11 protein-coding genes and 1 pseudogene are annotated in these 15,476 nt (G+C 68.3%); 8 read left to right on the forward strand and 4 right to left on the reverse strand.

Features of this window, described 5'->3' with window-relative positions; all coding sequences use genetic code 11:
- A partial coding sequence (locus ABZ471_RS43705; protein WP_359074729.1) for an alpha/beta fold hydrolase occupies positions 1 to 353 on the reverse strand: 353 nt, incomplete at its 3' end.
- Positions 354 to 432: 79 nt separating this feature from the next.
- On the opposite strand from ABZ471_RS43705, the gene ABZ471_RS43710 reads away from it, so the two are divergent.
- Positions 433 to 1,407 (forward strand): YafY family protein, encoded by a 975-nt coding sequence (locus ABZ471_RS43710; RefSeq protein ID WP_359074730.1) that lies wholly within the window; start codon positions 433 to 435, stop codon positions 1,405 to 1,407.
- 264 nt (positions 1,408 to 1,671) lie between these two features.
- Entirely contained in the window at positions 1,672 to 2,196 is a 525-nt protein-coding gene (locus ABZ471_RS43715; protein WP_359074731.1) for an MFS transporter, read from the forward strand.
- 187 nt (positions 2,197 to 2,383) lie between these two features.
- On the opposite strand, the gene ABZ471_RS43720 is transcribed toward ABZ471_RS43715, so the two are convergent.
- From ABZ471_RS43720 to ABZ471_RS43730, 3 genes are all read right to left on the reverse strand, one after another.
- Positions 2,384 to 3,718 carry a hypothetical protein gene (locus ABZ471_RS43720; RefSeq protein ID WP_359074732.1) on the reverse strand — a complete coding sequence of 445 codons (1,335 nt, stop codon included), beginning with the start codon at positions 3,716 to 3,718 and terminating at the stop codon, positions 2,384 to 2,386.
- Positions 3,719 to 4,351: 633 nt separating this feature from the next.
- Entirely contained in the window at positions 4,352 to 6,949 is a 2,598-nt protein-coding gene (gene rph / locus ABZ471_RS43725; RefSeq protein WP_359074733.1) for a rifamycin-inactivating phosphotransferase, read from the reverse strand.
- Between the two features lie 578 nt (positions 6,950 to 7,527).
- Entirely contained in the window at positions 7,528 to 8,892 is a 1,365-nt protein-coding gene (locus ABZ471_RS43730; RefSeq protein WP_359074734.1) for a HAMP domain-containing sensor histidine kinase, read from the reverse strand.
- A 282-nt stretch (positions 8,893 to 9,174) separates the two neighbouring features.
- Between ABZ471_RS43730 and ABZ471_RS43735 the strand changes: the two genes are divergently transcribed.
- From ABZ471_RS43735 to ABZ471_RS43760, 6 genes and pseudogenes are all read left to right on the forward strand, one after another.
- Positions 9,175 to 9,675 (forward strand): hypothetical protein, encoded by a 501-nt coding sequence (locus tag ABZ471_RS43735; RefSeq protein WP_359074735.1) that lies wholly within the window; start codon positions 9,175 to 9,177, stop codon positions 9,673 to 9,675.
- Positions 9,676 to 9,755: 80 nt separating this feature from the next.
- Positions 9,756 to 10,421 (forward strand): ABC transporter ATP-binding protein, encoded by a 666-nt coding sequence (locus ABZ471_RS43740; RefSeq protein WP_359074736.1) that lies wholly within the window; start codon positions 9,756 to 9,758, stop codon positions 10,419 to 10,421.
- A gap of 127 nt (positions 10,422 to 10,548) precedes the next feature.
- Complete coding sequence (locus ABZ471_RS43745) at positions 10,549 to 11,163, forward strand: ABC transporter ATP-binding protein (RefSeq protein WP_359074737.1); 615 nt, start codon at positions 10,549 to 10,551, stop codon at positions 11,161 to 11,163.
- A complete protein-coding gene (locus tag ABZ471_RS43750) occupies positions 11,163 to 13,811 on the forward strand; it encodes an ABC transporter permease (protein ID WP_359074738.1) in 2,649 nt (882 codons plus the stop codon). Before ABZ471_RS43745 ends, ABZ471_RS43750 begins: the two co-directional genes overlap by 1 nt.
- 29 nt (positions 13,812 to 13,840) lie before the next feature.
- The gene (locus ABZ471_RS43755; RefSeq protein ID WP_359074739.1) at positions 13,841 to 14,572 is read left to right on the forward strand and encodes a response regulator transcription factor; all 732 of its coding nucleotides are present in this window, start codon (positions 13,841 to 13,843) and stop codon (positions 14,570 to 14,572) included.
- 826 nt (positions 14,573 to 15,398) lie between these two features.
- A pseudogene (locus ABZ471_RS43760) lies at positions 15,399 to 15,476 on the forward strand (DNA-binding response regulator); the annotation flags it as partial.

Raw genomic sequence — 15,476 nt, forward strand, 5'->3', positions numbered from 1 at the left:
TTCAGTTGTTCCAGATCGTGCGACCGGGCGTACACCTGGGCTGCGATCCCTGATGCCTGCTTGCTCAGCGGCGGGGTGAGCTCATGGATGACGGGTGCCCCGGTCACCGGAGCAGCCGCGTAGCTGTGGGCGACCAGCGTGACGTCGCGTAGATCGTTTCGCTCGACGAATCCGGTGATGTCCGCGATGTGCGTGTCCAGGTCTGTCTGGGGTCCGCCCTGGTCTGCATGCTCGGCCAGGCCGGTCAGTGTCAGTGGCAGCGCCGTGTGGCCGCCCTCCCGCAGAGCACGGGCGGTGTCTTCCCAGGCCCATGCCCCGAGCCAGGCGCCAGGAACGAGTACGAAGGTGGCCATGTGCTCTCCCAGAAGTCGGTACTGCGGGGAGCGTAAAGTTGATACAGGACAGAATCCGCCCTGAAATGCCGAGTGATCCATGTCGCATCCCCTGACCCGTGTGCTGACCCTGCTGGAACTCCTCCAGTCCAACGTCCGGCTCACCGGGGCGGAGCTGGCCGACCGTCTGGACACCGACGTCCGCACGGTGCGTCGGTACACGTCTCACCTACGCGACTTGGGCATCCCTGTGGAGGCCGCACGCGGCCGCTACGGCGGCTACCGACTGGCCCGCGGCTACCGGATGCCACCTCTGGTCCTCACCAACGACGAGGCTCTCGCCGTGGTCCTTGGCCTGCTCGCGGCAGAACGTCTGGGCATGGGGACTGCCGCGCCGGCCAGTGCCGGTGCTCTGGCCAAGATCGAGCGGGTGCTTCCGCACGCCCTGCGCGAACCGCTCGCCGCCATGCGGGAGACCCTGTCCTTCACCGCCAACGCCGTGATCGGTCAGGCACCCGGAACCGGCGTCCTGCTGGCTCTGGCCCAGGCTTCCCGCGCCTGCACGACCGTCGGTATCAGCCACCAGTCCTGGCGCCAGGAACACACCGAACGCGACATCGACCCCTACGGCGTGGTCTTTCACACCGGCCGCTGGTACGTCGTCGGCCATGACCACCTCCGCGACAGTCTGCGTACCTTCCGCATCGACCGCATCGCCTCCGTCACCTCCCGAGCCGACAGCTTCACCGCACCCGACGGCTTCGACCCCGTGGCCCACTTGACCTCGACCCTCGCCCAGGGGCCTTACCGCTGGCGGGTCGAGGTGACGATCCATGGCCCCTTCGATGAGATCGCCCGCCGGCTGCCTCGCTCAGCGGTAACCCTCACCGCCCAGCCCACCGGCGTCCTGATGCACGCGCGGGCAGAACGGCTGGACGGTATGGCGCACCTGCTTGCCTCCCTGGAATGGCCCTTCACCATCCACCATCCCGACGAACTACGGCAGGCGCTCAAGCATCTGGCCGCCCAGCTCGCCGAATCCGCAGAACGAGCACCAGGAGAAACACTGCAGTGACGGCAGCCGGGCGCCATCGGGGAAGAGTCTTGTCCGCCGGAGATCATTAGGGAGCCGTTGACACTGCAGCGATCCGAGTCGGCATACGTGCGGTACGCCTTGCGCCCGGCCGGGGTGGAGCCACCGTCGGCGAGTGCGGCGCACTGCTTGAGTGCGGCTTGGTGGAGCGCGAGCGGTGCGCTGACGCGGACCGAGTAGCCCTGCCCGCGGCGGATCCTCCTGCCACCGCGCAGCGCTTCGCGGATCTCGGCGACCTCGGTGGCATTGAGATGTTCGGCAAGCAAGCCGGGCACGTCGATAGTCGGCGCAAGGATCAAACGGCCGCCCACGGCAGGGCGTCTGATCACTGCCACGGTCGTCTTCGGTCTGCTGGAGGCAACTCTGGGCCTGCTGCCCGGCTACGACACGTTCCTGGCCCTGCTCGTTCCGACCGGCTACGCCTCCGTGACCGTCACGATGACCGCCAACTCTCTCATCCAGCTCCACGCGGAACCGCATCTGCGTGGCCGTGTCCTGTCCGCCTACTTCCTCGTACTCCTCGGCGGCACCCCCGTCGGCGCACCACTGGTCGGCCTCGTCTCCGACTGCTACGTCGCACGCTCGCCCTTGCTGCTCGGCGGGCTCGTCTCGACGTTCGCAGCGGTGGCTTGCTCAACACTGACGTTCAGGCTCCGACGGCAGGGCAAGCCAGGACGTACGGGCGACCCGACACGCGCCAACGTCTCGTCGACACGCCGGACTTTCGATCCCGGATGTAGGCCATTTCGAGGTCGACGCAGGGTCCGTTGACGTCTTGTGTGACGTAACCGGCTGCTCGGTGCCGAGCCGGTCGCCGTGACGGCAGCGGTGAGCCGGAGGGGTGATCCAATGCTGCACTGTGGAATCCCAGCGTCACTGCGATTGTTGGCTGCCCTGAACGGGATGTTGACTGCCCCGACACAGGGGATGTGTCGGGGCAGTCCGTCATTTCGATTGGTCAGCCGAGTGAGGTGAGGAGCGTGTTGAGTGCCTTGGCCTCGGCGGCCTTGTCGGGGTTCGGGGCGCGTAGTGCCGTCAGGACCTGGTCGATTTCGCTGTCGAGGAAGTGCCACGCCTGCTCGCTCTTGGGCTCGAGTGTGGGCTGGTCATCGTCCCAGGCGGTCTCGAGGTCGGTCACTCGGGTGGTCGCGGCTCGCTGATTGCCCGAATTGAGCCTTGCCAGCGTGTCAGCTGTGATCGTGCGGAACTTCGCGATCTCACGGGGAGGGAACGGTGACGTCGCCTGCTCCGGGGTGAGATGGGCGGTTACAGGCGCGGGGGCGTCATCCTCGCCGGCCGCGGCCGCGTGGGGCTGATGGTGCGCCCAGGCGAGAAGCGCCGCAGCTGCGACCGCTACAACGGCGTAGTAGCCGAGCATGATCCGCTCGCGCGCCGGGTTCAGCGCTCGGGGGACATCGGTCGGGTCGTGGGTTTCGATCACATCGCTCCGGCTGAGCGTGAGGTACACGACCGTAGCAAGGATCGCGGCCAGGAAGATCACGCTGGTCACCGCGGTGCCGAGGCCCAGGCCGCCGTCGCCGCCGGGCGAGCCGAGCCAGTCGCCGAGGTTGGCGCCGAGCGGGCGGGTGAGGATGTAGGCCAGCCAGAAGGAGAGCACTGCGTTGGCGCCGAGGCGCCAGGCCAGGACGATCGCGACGATCAACCCGAGAGGCAGGAGCACGGAGACGCCCGGGGTCCAGCCGGTCAGGTCGAGGGTCCAGTCGCCGGTGGCGGTGCCGAGAGCGAAAGTGACCAGGACCGCGAGCCAGTAGAACAGTTCACGGGGACGGGTGGTGATGCTGTGGACCGACAGGGTCCGCTCACGCGCGTACCAGATGCCGAACACAACGGCGAGGACGGCGGCGAACACACTACTGCTCAGTGCGAGGGGAACGCCCTGGCTGTCGGTGAGGATGTCGGTGTAGAGAGTGCCGGTCACGCTCACCACCACCACGGTGAGCCAGTACACGAACGGGATGTAGCGTTTGGTGCTGAGTTGCCAGCCCAAGACGCCTGCCAGCACGGCGGTGAAGATCAATGCGGTGTTGATCAGGCCAACGCCGAGGTTCATGTTGATCCAGTCGGCGAAGCTCTCGCCGACCGTGGTGCACAAGATCTTGATGATCCAGAACCAGATCGTGACCTCGGGAACCTTGTTCAGCATCTGCCTGGCAGGCGTCCGAAGGGTCTCGGGTGAAAGGCGATGAGAGCCAGCCCCGGCCGGCTGCTCGCCAGTTCGCTGCTGGGTGCCTACCCCTGGAACCATCGGATTTTCAGACGTTTCATAGGTCATGCCGCCCGACTGTGCCATCGGTTACCTGAACGCATCCTGACTGCCACCGTCACCGGCCCCACTCGTGCCGCATGAGCAGCATCGCGCCGTGCCGACCACTACCCCAGCACGTTCCGACCGGGCGACCGCCTGGCTACGGCGCCGATCGGGCCGCGCCGCCGTACTTCTCCCTCGCCCGGTCCGTGGGTACGCCACGCCCGGGCCACTCCTGCGCCTGCTGCTGACCGCCGCCCCATGCCTGCCGTCGTCGGTGCTGTTCTCGGCTCCGGTCTCCAGGTCACTGTCCGTGAGCTGGGCCGCGTCCTGAGGCGCCCGAGCGCACTGCCCGTGCGGCTGACACGGCTCCCGGCGATCCCTCTGCTGGTCATCCCGCTCTGGTATCCACCTGGGAAGTGCCTCTCCCGCTACCACGTGCAGGACCCCACTGCACGTCCTATCGTTGCAGCTCAGAGGCTCTTCCTACTCCCTCGATCACCCACCGGACAGCTGGCCGGTCAGGTTGTCACGATCAGGACCATCGCGGTGACCAGGCCGTTTGCTGCCGTCGGCATGGGGAGACCCCGGTGCCGCAGGGATCGACTGCTCGGCGTTGTTCAGCCGGAAGCTGCGAATGGGGCTGCTCGGTGTGGTCGGTCAAGGCAGGATCTCGACGTACCCGTCGGTTCCGTGCACGCGGATCCGCTGCCCGTCCCGGATCAGGCGGGTGGCCTGCTCCACGCCCACGACGGCCGGCAAGCCGTACTCCCGGGCGATCACTGCGCCATGGGTCATCAGCCCGCCCACCTCCGTCACCAGGCCCGCGATTCCGACGAACAGCGGCGACCAGCTGGGGTCCGTGAAGGGCGTGACCAGGATGTCGCCCGCTTCGAGATCGGCCTCCGCCATGTCAAGGATGACGCGGGCCCTTCCCTCGATGGTCCCGGCGGAGACCGGTAGGCCGATCAAGGCGCCGGCCGGCACGTCGTCGCGCCGGTACGCCCCGGTGACGGCCTCACCATCCGATGTGAGCACCCGCGGCGGTGTGAGCGCGTGGTACGACCGGAACGCGTCTTTGCGCTGCTGGATGAGCTGGTCATCCACCTGGTTCGAGCGTACGGCGTCGTGGAACTCCTGGAACGTGAGGTAGAAGACGTCCTCCATCTCGGGCAGCACGCCAGCCTGCGCGAGACGCTCGGCCTCCTCCAGCAGGGCCCGCTTGTAGACGAAGTAGCGCCTGACGATGCCGTACTTCGGATACTCCCGGTACCCGATGAAGGTTCTGACCCGGTCGATCATCCGCTTGGCCTCGTCGGCTTTCTGCTCCCCGTCCGGCAGGGCCCGCAGGCGTGACAGCACGTCCTGTTCCTTCTTCTGCGCCTTCTGCCGTCCTTGCTCGAAACGCCGCTCGGCGGCGCCCGCCTCGAAATTCCTGACGTTGTCGAGGATCACGGGCACGAGCGTGGTGGGGCGCTCGCGCCAACGCGGCCGCGTGATGTCGATCTCGCCGACGCAACGCATGCCGTACCGGTCGAGGTAGGCCTCTATGGCGTCGCGCGCTTCGGTCCCGCCAGCGAACTTCGCCAGCTCGTCCAGGAAGCCCTCGTCCTCGACGCCCTGCAGGAACGCCACCACCTCCGACTGCGGGCGGATCACGTCCGCGACGTCGAGCAGCGCCAGTCCCATCTCCGACGTGACGTTGTCGGGGGCGGACAGCGTCAGCGTGTCAGCCGCGTTCTTCTCGCCCAGCCACTCCTGCAGCTTGTCGTTGAGCCACCACGTCGCCTCCATCCCCGCCATGATCGCCTGCATGCTCAGCGGATCACTGAGGACCCGCTTGTGCTCCTCGAAGGCCTCCAGCAGGAAGTCGAACAGCGCCGGTCCGGTCTTCGTCCGGATGTCGCGCTCCAGGGCGGCGATGGACACCTGGCTGCGCTCGATCAGCTCGGTGACGATGGCCGGATCGGTCTCGATCGGGGCGGATGCACCGCCGCCCGGCGGCCCGCCGGGACCCGCGTCCGGGAGCGACGGGACGAAATCGTCGCGGTCGAGGACAGTCTCCAGAGCGTCCCTGGTCAGCGGATCGCCCCTCCCGATGACGTCCAGGAGGCCGGCGCGGCTCGCGGGCGAGGCCAGCCGCCGGGTGACGTCGACGAACAGTCTCCCCCCGGCCTCGTGCATCGGCACCATGGCCGTCAGCTGCCACATGGAGAGCCCCAGGGGCTTCATGGGGTCGGTCATCATCTGCCCATGACCGACGGAGACGTAGACGTGATTGGCCTGGTCGCCGGTCTCGGGGATGGGGAACAGCGTCGTGATGGGCCGGCTCTGAACGATCTGGAAGCCATCGTCGACCAGGCACCATTCGATGTCCTGCGGGCGGCCGAAGTGCGCTTCGATCCGTCGCCCGAGCTGCACGAGCCGCACGACCTGCGCATCCGTCAGCGCCGGCTGCTCCTGCCGCTGCACCTCGATCGCCACTTCCTGCGTACCGCCGGCCGCCAGGGCGTGAACGGCACGCTGTTTGGCGGCGATCGCCTTGGCGACGACTTCTCCGTGTCGCACCTTGAAGACGTCCGGGTTCACCAGGCCGGAAACCAGGGCCTCGCCGAGTCCGAAGCCGGCGTCCACAGTGGCAACCTTCCGGTTGCCCGTGACGGGGTCGGCCGTGAACAGGATGCCGGCCGCATGCGGGAAGACCATCTGCTGCACGACCACGGCCATGTGGACCGTACGGTGGTCGATGCCATTGCGCTGGCGGTAGGTCACGGCCCGCTCGGTGAACAGCGAGGCCCAGCACCGGCTGACGTGCTGGAGGATCGCCGCCGCCCCCACAACGTTCAGGTACGTGTCCTGCTGGCCGGCGAAGGAGGCCGTCGGCAGGTCCTCAGCCGTCGCGCTGGATCGGACGGCGTAGGCGGCTTGCTCGCCCAGCTGGGCGAGCGCGCGGGTGATCGCCGCCGCGAGATCGCCCGGGACGGCAATCGCTTCGATGGTCTGGCGAATCTGCGCGCTGAGCGTGCGGACCGCCTCCCGGTCGTCCGGGTTCAGGCGCGACAACTGATCGAGCCGATCGTCGATCGACGGCGCTTCCGCCATGATCCGCCGGAAGGCGTCCGTCGTCACGCAAAAGCCACCCGGCACGCGGATGCCTTCGATCCGCGACAGCCCGCCCAGGTGCGCGCCCTTGCCGCCAACGACCGCGACCTGCCTCTCGTCAACCTCTTGAAGATCCCACACGTACTGCTCGATCATCGTGATACCTCCGAGGCAGCCGTGCTCCGTTGCACTGCACCGGCCGATCGAATGACCGGCGCCTCCAGCTCTGTCGAACCTCTTGCCGGGCACGTCCTCATCGCTGGTTGGCGTCCCTCCGACGAGTCGGCGGGCCGCTCCGCCCCCTCGGGCGGCGCGCACCCCCGCACCACAGCCCCGAGCGCTCGCGATCGCACTGCCGGTCCCACCACTGGTTCGACGTCACCGCGTCCCCCATGCGTCGACAACACACGCACGTCGTGCCCTCATTTCCGCAGGTTGTGGCTTCGGCCGACGATTCTGCGCCACCACCCGGGTCTTGCCGCAAGCCCCCCGGTGCGCTATACGTTGAGAGTGGCAAGGAGAGAACTCTCCTTGCCTTTACGTTTGTCTCTTGCCGTCCCGCTGGAACTGACAAGTTCCTGGCAAAGCGGTGGCGCGCCGCGTACGGGTAGTCGGCGTTGGCCCAGGCGGATCTCCCACCGGTCTACGGATTCACCCGCGGAACCAGAAGTTCTTTCTCCTTCATATCGGACAACTTCCATTGCCGAGTGCGACCTTGGCCTATTGGCCCCACGTCACCGGTCTGGGCCGTCCCGGCCATCTTGCATCTCGCCATCCCCGTTCGGCCTCTTCATGTCCCGTCGCTCCTTTCGAACGGGGACAAGCAAGGTGAACGTCGTGGGATCGGCACAGGCGAGGAACAGGCGTCCCCCCACGGCGATGGCCAGATCTCGTGCGAGGGCAAGACCAATGCCGGTGCCGCTCGCAGCACCACCCGTGTGACCGCGGGCGAACAGTCGCGCCGGCTCTTCGCCCATGACGCCCTCGTCGGTGACATCGACGGCCACGGCTTCCTCAAGGTCCCGCACGGCGACGCGGACGCTCCCGCGCCCATGCATGCGTGCGTTGTCCAGCAAGACGCCCAGAATCTCTGCAACGGCTGCCCCCGGGACACGCAGGTCGGCCGGGAGGTCGTGGACGCTGCACTCCAAGCGCCTGCCGTCCTGAGCGAACAGACCGTGCCAGAGGGCGTCCGTCTCCTCCAGAAGCTCTGCCACCGGCCGGTGCGGTGTCGCCTGGTTTCGCGGGCGTGGTGCACTGGCCAGGCGCAACACCTCCTCCACTGTGCGGTGCAGACGCCGAGTGCCTGCCAGCGCCTCTTCGAGGACAGGTCGCAGCAGGCGGTCGTCATCCTGGGCGAGGCCTGCTTCCAGGGTGAGCTGAAGTCCGGTCAGCGGAGTTCGTAGTTGATGCGAGGCATTGGTCGTGAAATTTCTTTCGTGCCTCAGGAGCTCGGACAGGTTGTGCAGCATGTCGTTGTGTGTGCGGGCAACCTGGTCGATTTCCGCGATGGTGCTCGGCGCGGCACGGGAGGCCAGGTCTCCTGCGGCGACCGCCTGGCAGTGGCGGGACAGTTCCTCCAGCGGCTGCGCCAGAGCGTGTGCCTGGCGCCGGGCGACGAAGACACCGACGGCGAGGGCCAGCACAGCTGCTGCGAGAAGTACCGCCCAGCCGACAAGGACGTCGTCACGCACAGCCGACACAGCCGAGGACGCCCGAACCACGCCGATGACCTTCTCGTCATGAGAGACGGGCACGGCGACGACGAGTTCGCCGCCCGAATCGACATGGGCGATGACGCCGTCGAGTGACCGGCGTACCGCGGCGTCGCCGGACCGGGGTCCGCTGCCGGCATGCAGCCTGAGGGCCGGGTCGTAGAGGCCGAGGCGCTCGCCCGCCCCCGGCGGCGGCATCTCCACGGGGTCACCGGCCGCGTAGTCAGGGTTGACGCGGACGGCCGCGGCAAGTGCCGACCGTTCCAGGCTGTCGCGTCGATCGGCGTACAGCGACGACCTGATCGCGAGTGCCAGAGGAATCGCGAGGAGGAACAGCGCAACGAGCACCGCGGTGACCGCCACCCGCACGACACGCTGTCTCATGACCTCATCATGCGGGGCCGGGGAGCTCTGGCAGGGGGCCCGCCACGCGGTTTTGCCGTCGTCTAACCCTCGCCGAGCGGACCCCTTACCGGGTGATGCCTAGCGTCGCTGTCATGACCGTCCGCCCGCTCCCGGGTGGCCCTCAGATACTTCCCCAGGAAGGCAGTGGTCATGACACCCGCACGTATCTACGGGGTGGTCGGAGTCGTACTCCTCGCAGCGGTGACGACCGGTTGCTCCGGATCCTCCGCCGGATCGGGTTCTGGCTCCGCCCCGGCCAGTATGGCCGGCAACGCTGCCGCGCCCACCGAGTCGAATCCGCCCGGCGACATCCCTGACAATCAGGCCTACGTCCCCTACCGGCCGACCGGTAGCGGATTCACGATCAAGGTGCCCGAGGGATGGGCACGCACGCAAAGAGGTACCGCTGCCGTCTTCACGGACAAGCTGAATCGCGTTCGCGTCGAGACCGTTTCGACATCCTCCGCGCCCACCGTCGCTTCCGTCACCAACAAGGTCGTTCCACAACTGAGCGGCCAGGTACCGAAGTTCAGCGGAGCACAAGTGACACAGGTGAAGCGGCATGCCGGACCGGTCGTCCTCCTCAAGTACCAGGGCGACTCCGCCCCCGATCCGGTGACAGGCAAAGTTGTTCGCGACGCGTTCGAGCGGTACGCCTTCTACCGCCAGGGGCACGAGGTGGACCTCACGCTGTCCGGGCCCGTCAACGCAGACAACGTGGACCCCTGGCGCATCATCAGCGACTCCTTCGCATGGCAGTGAGAGGGATTCTCGTGTCCGTTCAAGAGTCCCGCTCCCCGCTTCCCCCTCCGTCACAGCCCTCGTTCCCGCATCCGTCGGGCGTGGCCCTGGCCGCGCGCGAGCTGTACCGGTTCTTCCGCGCCGGGGAAGAGGAGACCCTCGCTCTGCGCGGGGTGTCCCTCGAAGTCGGGCGCGGTGAGACGGTTGCTGTCGTCGGGCCGTCCGGGGCGGGAAAGTCCACTCTGTTGTCGTGTCTGGCCGGCCTCGACGAGCCCTCGGGCGGCGAAGTACGTGTTTCCGGCGTGCGCATCAGTCACCGCCCCGAGACGGAGCGGGCTCAGCTACGCGCACGCCACATCGGCGTACTCCTGCAGAGTCGCAATCTCGTGCCCCACCTGAGCGTGCTCGACAACGTCCGCCTCGCGCAAAGCTCCGTTCGCGGCCGGCCCGGCGTGCCCGCCCTGGACCTCCTTGAACAGGTCGGTCTGACAGGTCGAGCGCACGCGCTGCCCCAGCAACTGTCCGGCGGCGAGCTGGCACGGGCGGGGCTGGCAGTCGCGCTCGCCAATTCTCCCGATGTCCTCCTCGCGGACGAGCCCACCGGCGAACTGGACGGCGACACCGAACGACGGATTCTGGGCATGCTGCGCGCTCGCGCCGGCCTCGGCTGTGCGGTGCTGATCGTGACGCACAGCCGAGAGGCTGTGCGGGTCGCCGACCGGGTGATCGCCCTGGACGACGGGAGGGCGAGCGATGTCGCCGCATGACCGCCAGAACCCCCTGAATCGCCAGAACACCCAGGCTCGCCTCTCCGCCCCGGAATCCGAGCTCCCTGCGGAAACTCTGGTTTCCTGCCAGGACGCTGCCCTCACCTTCGGCCGGGGTACCAACGCCGTGGTCGCCGTGCACGGGGCCACCCTGTCCCTGAAGCCAGGCGACCGGCTTGCGATCGTCGGCCCCTCGGGTTCGGGCAAGTCCTCCCTGCTGCATCTTCTGGCCGGCCTGGAGCAGCCGACCAGCGGGACCGTCATCTGGCCCGGACTGCAAGACGCCCCCCGGCACATCGGGCTCGTCTTCCAAGGAGACAGCCTGATCCCAGCCCTCGACGTTGCGGAGAACACCGCCCTCCCCTTGGTGCTCGCCGGGATGGCGGACACGCAGGCGCGCCAAGAGGCCGTTGCGGCGCTGGCCCTGGTGGACGCGGCCGATCTCGCCGACCGGCTGCCGGAGGAGATCTCGGGTGGGCAGGCGCAGCGCGTTGCGGCCGCGCGCGTCCTTGCCCAGTCCCCCCGCCTCATCCTCGCCGACGAACCGACCGGACGGCTCGACCACGCCACAGGCGCACATGTCCTGACCGCTCTGCTGACCGCATCCGACACCACAGGCGCAGCCCTGGTCGTCACCACCCACGACCCGGCGATCGCCACGCGCCTGACCACCCAGCTGAACATGCGCGACGGACGCCTGATGGCCGCGGCTGACCCCGCACCCGACACGGAGGCCCCCTGATGAACACCGCATGGGTCCGCGGCCTGGCCCGACACCGCACGGGTCGGCTCCTGGCCGCCGCTGGGGGGATTGCGCTGGCCGTCGCCCTCATCGCGGCACTCGGATCTTTCCTCACCGCCTCGAAGGCAACGATGACTCAGCGCGCCCTGCGCTCGGTCGCTGTCGACTGGCAGGTCGAGGTGCAGCCCGGCACAGACGCCCAACAGATTCTGTCCCTGGTCCGGCATACGTCCGGCACCCGCATCGCCGTCCCTGTCGGCTATGCCCACAGCAGCGGGTTCACGGCACAGACCAACGCCAGCACACAGACGACGGGCCCCGGCATGGTGCTCGGCATCCCCAATGGCTACGAGCGGCTCTTCCCGGGCGAAGTCCGGCCCCTGGCCGGCGCGAGACAAGGGGTCCTGTTGGCGCAACAGACGGCCTCCAACCTGCACGTCGCTCCCGGAGACACCATCGGTATCCGACTGTCCGGGGCAGGAACGCGACAGGTCCGGGTGGCCGGCGTCGTTGATCTCCCTCAAGCCGACTCGCTGTTCCAGAAGGTCGGGGCCCCCGCTCAGTCCCAGCCGACCGCGCCTCCCGACAACGTCGTTCTGCTGCCGTCCGGCGCCTTCGACGCACTGATCGTCCACGCGAGCGGAGCGGCCGTCACCACCCAGATCCATGCCTCCCGCGACGCGCGGCTGCCTGCCGACCCTGCCGCTGCCTTCACTGCAGTGACCGGAGCCGCCCGCAATCTGGAAGCCCACGCTTCAGGCGGAGCCCTCGTGGGGAACAACCTGGGTGCAGCCCTCGACTCCGCCCGCCAGGACGCCCTCTACGCGCAGATCCTCTTCCTGTTCCTGGGCGTTCCCGGCGCCGTGCTGGCTGCTGCGCTGACCGCTTCCGTGGCCGCCGCCGGCGGCGAACGTCGTCGTCATGAACAGGGCCTGCTGCGGCTGCGCGGGATGCGGCCACGGCGCATCACGGCCCTGGCGGGTTGGGAAGCCGGCCTCGTCGGTGTCATCGGCGGCCTGGCCGGACTCGGAGTGGCCGCGCTGACGGGGCACGTGGCTTTCGGCTCTACCTCATTCGGGACACAGGCGGGCTCGTGGATCACCTGGTACGCCCTCGCCTTCATGCTGGGCACTGGGATCGCTGCCGGAGCGGTGCTCGTCCCCGCACTGCGCGACCTGCGCACCGTGACCGTCGCGGACACCCTCCGATCCCGGCGCGGTACGGGCTCCATGTGGTGGATACGCTACGGGCTCGACTTCGCGCTGCTGATCGGCTCCTGGTTGGTCTTCCGGGCCTCGTCCGGAAACCAGTACGCCCTCGTGCTCGCCCCGGAGGGAGTGCCGAGCATCTCCGTGTCCTATTGGGCGTTCCTGGGCCCTGCACTGCTGTGGGTCGGGGCCGCGCTCCTGCTGTGGCGCCTCACCCTTCTCGCCCTGACCCACGCCCGCGGAGCGCTTACCTGGCTGTCACGGCCGCTCGCATCGAACCTCGCAGGCACGACGGCGGCCATGCTCTCCCGGCAAAGGCGTCCACTGGCTCGTTCGGTCGTACTGCTTGCGCTCGCAGTGTCCTTCGCGATCTCCACAGCGACCTTCAACGCGACCTACCGGCAACAGGCGGAGGCCGACGCACGACTGACCAACGGTGCCGACGTCACCGTCACGGAGCCGCCCGGAGCCCGAACACCCCCTTCGGCGGCAGCCTCACTGAAGGTCCAGGACGTGCGGCATGTCGAGCCGATCCAGCACCGGTTCGCCTACGTCGGCTCCGACCTCCAGGACCTCTACGGGGTAAGGCCCGACACGATCGCGTCGGCGACGTCGCTCCAGGACGCGTACTTCTCCGGTGGCAGCGCCCGCACGCTCATGGAGCGCCTCGCTCGTCAGCCCGACGGGCTGCTGGTCAGCGAGGAGACTGTGCACGACTTCCAGCTGGCGCCCGGCGACACCGTCAACCTCCGCATCCAGGACAGCCGCACCAAGGCACTTCGCACGGTGCCCTTCCACTACGCGGGGATCGCCAAGGAGTTCCCGACGGCGCCCAAGGACAGCTTCTTCATCGCCAACGCCTCGTATGTGGCAAAGGCGACCGGCAGCAACGCCGTGGGCGCATTCCTGATGGACACCGGTGGCACCCACCAGAAGGAGGTCGCCGCGCGGCTGCGGCAGCACCTCGGCACCCAAGCGACCGTCACCGACATCACCCAGACACGGGGAACCGTCGGTACCAGTCTCACCTCGGTGGATCTCGCAGGGCTCACCCGGATCGAACTCGTCTTCGCGGTATTGCTCGCGGCCGGTGCGGGCGGGCTCGTCCTCGCGCTCGGCCTCGCGGAGCGCCGTCGCACCTTCGCGATCGCCACGGTGCTCGGCGCCCGCCCGCGGCAACTGCGAGGCATGGTCCTCACCGAGGCTCTCCTGCTGGCCGTCACCGGCCTGGTCGGTGGCGCACTCATCGGCTGGGCTCTGTCGGAGATGCTGGTCAAGGTACTGACCGGCGTGTTCGACCCACCCCCCGCCTCGCTCGCCGTACCCGGCGGCTATCTGGCACTGACCGCTCTCGCTGCCGCAGCGGCCGTCGTAGGGGCGGCCCTGAACGGAGCACGCGGGACCGGCCGACCCGCCGTGGAGGAACTGCGGGATCTGTGAGGGTGCCGACGCGCTCTACGCTGCCGACCATGCGCACGCCCGCGACAGCGAACGCCGGTCCATCCCGTCCTGTACAGATCCTTGTCGTCGAGGACGACGAGACCATCGGCAGACACCTCGACACCGGACTGCGCAACAACGGCTATGCGCCCTCCTGGAGCCGCACAGGGTCGGGAGCCCTCGCCGAGGCCACACAGTCCGCGTACGACGTGCTGCTTCTGGACCTCGGTCTGCCCGACATGAACGGTCTCGACGTCGCCCGCATGCTGCGTGCCCGCTTCCCCGATCTGCTCATCCTCATCCTCACCGCGCGTACAGAGGACATCGACGTCATCGCGGGCCTCGACGCCGGTGCCGACGACTACCTGGTCAAGCCGTTCAGTATGTCCGTGCTGCTGGCACGGCTGCGGGCCCACCTACGCCGCCGCCCCATCGCCCCACCACCGCAGGATCCGATCCGGCTCGGCGACCTGGTCATCGACATCACGGCGCGCCGCTGCTCGGTGCAAGGACAGGAGGTGGAGCTGCGCCCGAAGGAGTTCGAACTGCTGGCGGTCCTCGCCCGGCATGCAGGCGAGGCTGTGTCCCGCGAGACGCTGATGGCCGAGGTCTGGGACGAGAACTGGTTCGGTTCGACCAAGACACTCGACGTCACCATGGCGGGGCTGCGGCGCCGGCTCAGCGGCGTGGCGGCGCGGTCCGCTCGAGTACCTGACATCACGACGCTGCGCGGGCACGGGTACAGACTCGAACTCGACTGAGGGCCGGCGCGGATGCAGCCGCTCGCCGTCCGGGTTCCCGTGTGCGCTGCACTCGTCTCCTGTGGAGCCACCGTGCCCTGGCGCGCACTCCGGCCCATCGCACCTCAGGCCGGCCCGCGTCGGCAGGGATGCGAGCTTGTGGGCCTGACGTCCATCAGAGTGACATGGCCCCTCGCCGCGATGCTCGGCCTACGGCCACACCTGCCTGCGCCACGGCATCGCTGCGCCGACCCCAGGTCAGGCAGGTGTCGCTGCCGGAACTGGCTGGGCAGCAGTGAGTGCGCTGTTGTAACGGCGCGGTAGGAGGGTGGCGGTGGCAGCGAAACCGGTGAGGAGTCCGAGCCAGACGCCGAGGATGTCGAGGTCCTGGCGTAGGCGAGGAGCCAGGCGGCCGGTAGTCCGACAAGCCTCTGGGCGCCCTCCCCCGCATCCTCGACACATGCGCGGAACGCGGCTTCGAGGTCGGGCGACTGTGTGACCACGGATGGCCTTCGCGCGGCATCCGTCACTCGGGAACGTTGCGGAACCGACATTCGTCTACAGTTAGGTAGACGGTCTACTTTTCTGAAGTCATCTGCTTCCATCTGTACGCTCTCGCTGGCTGAGCCGCCGGGAAAGGGCTCGTACCGCATGACCTCTTCGTTCCATCCGGCCTCGTTCAGCCGCCAGCGGGTACGCCGAGGCAACTGTCCTGGCCCGGTTCATCCCGGCGGTGCGGGCAGCCCTGAGTGCGATGACGGCCGCTGGGACGGCACAGTCCGGCCAGGCCGTCGCATGGTCGGGTTCATCGCGAGTACGACAACAGCCACAGGGCCGACGGAGGATCATGCGACCCAAGATCCTGGTTGTTGAGGACGATCACGCCCTGCGGGACGTGCTACGCCGAGGCCTTGAGGACGAAGAG

This window comes from Streptomyces sp. NPDC005728, from assembly GCF_040630895.1.
GTDB lineage: Bacteria > Actinomycetota > Actinomycetes > Streptomycetales > Streptomycetaceae > Streptomyces.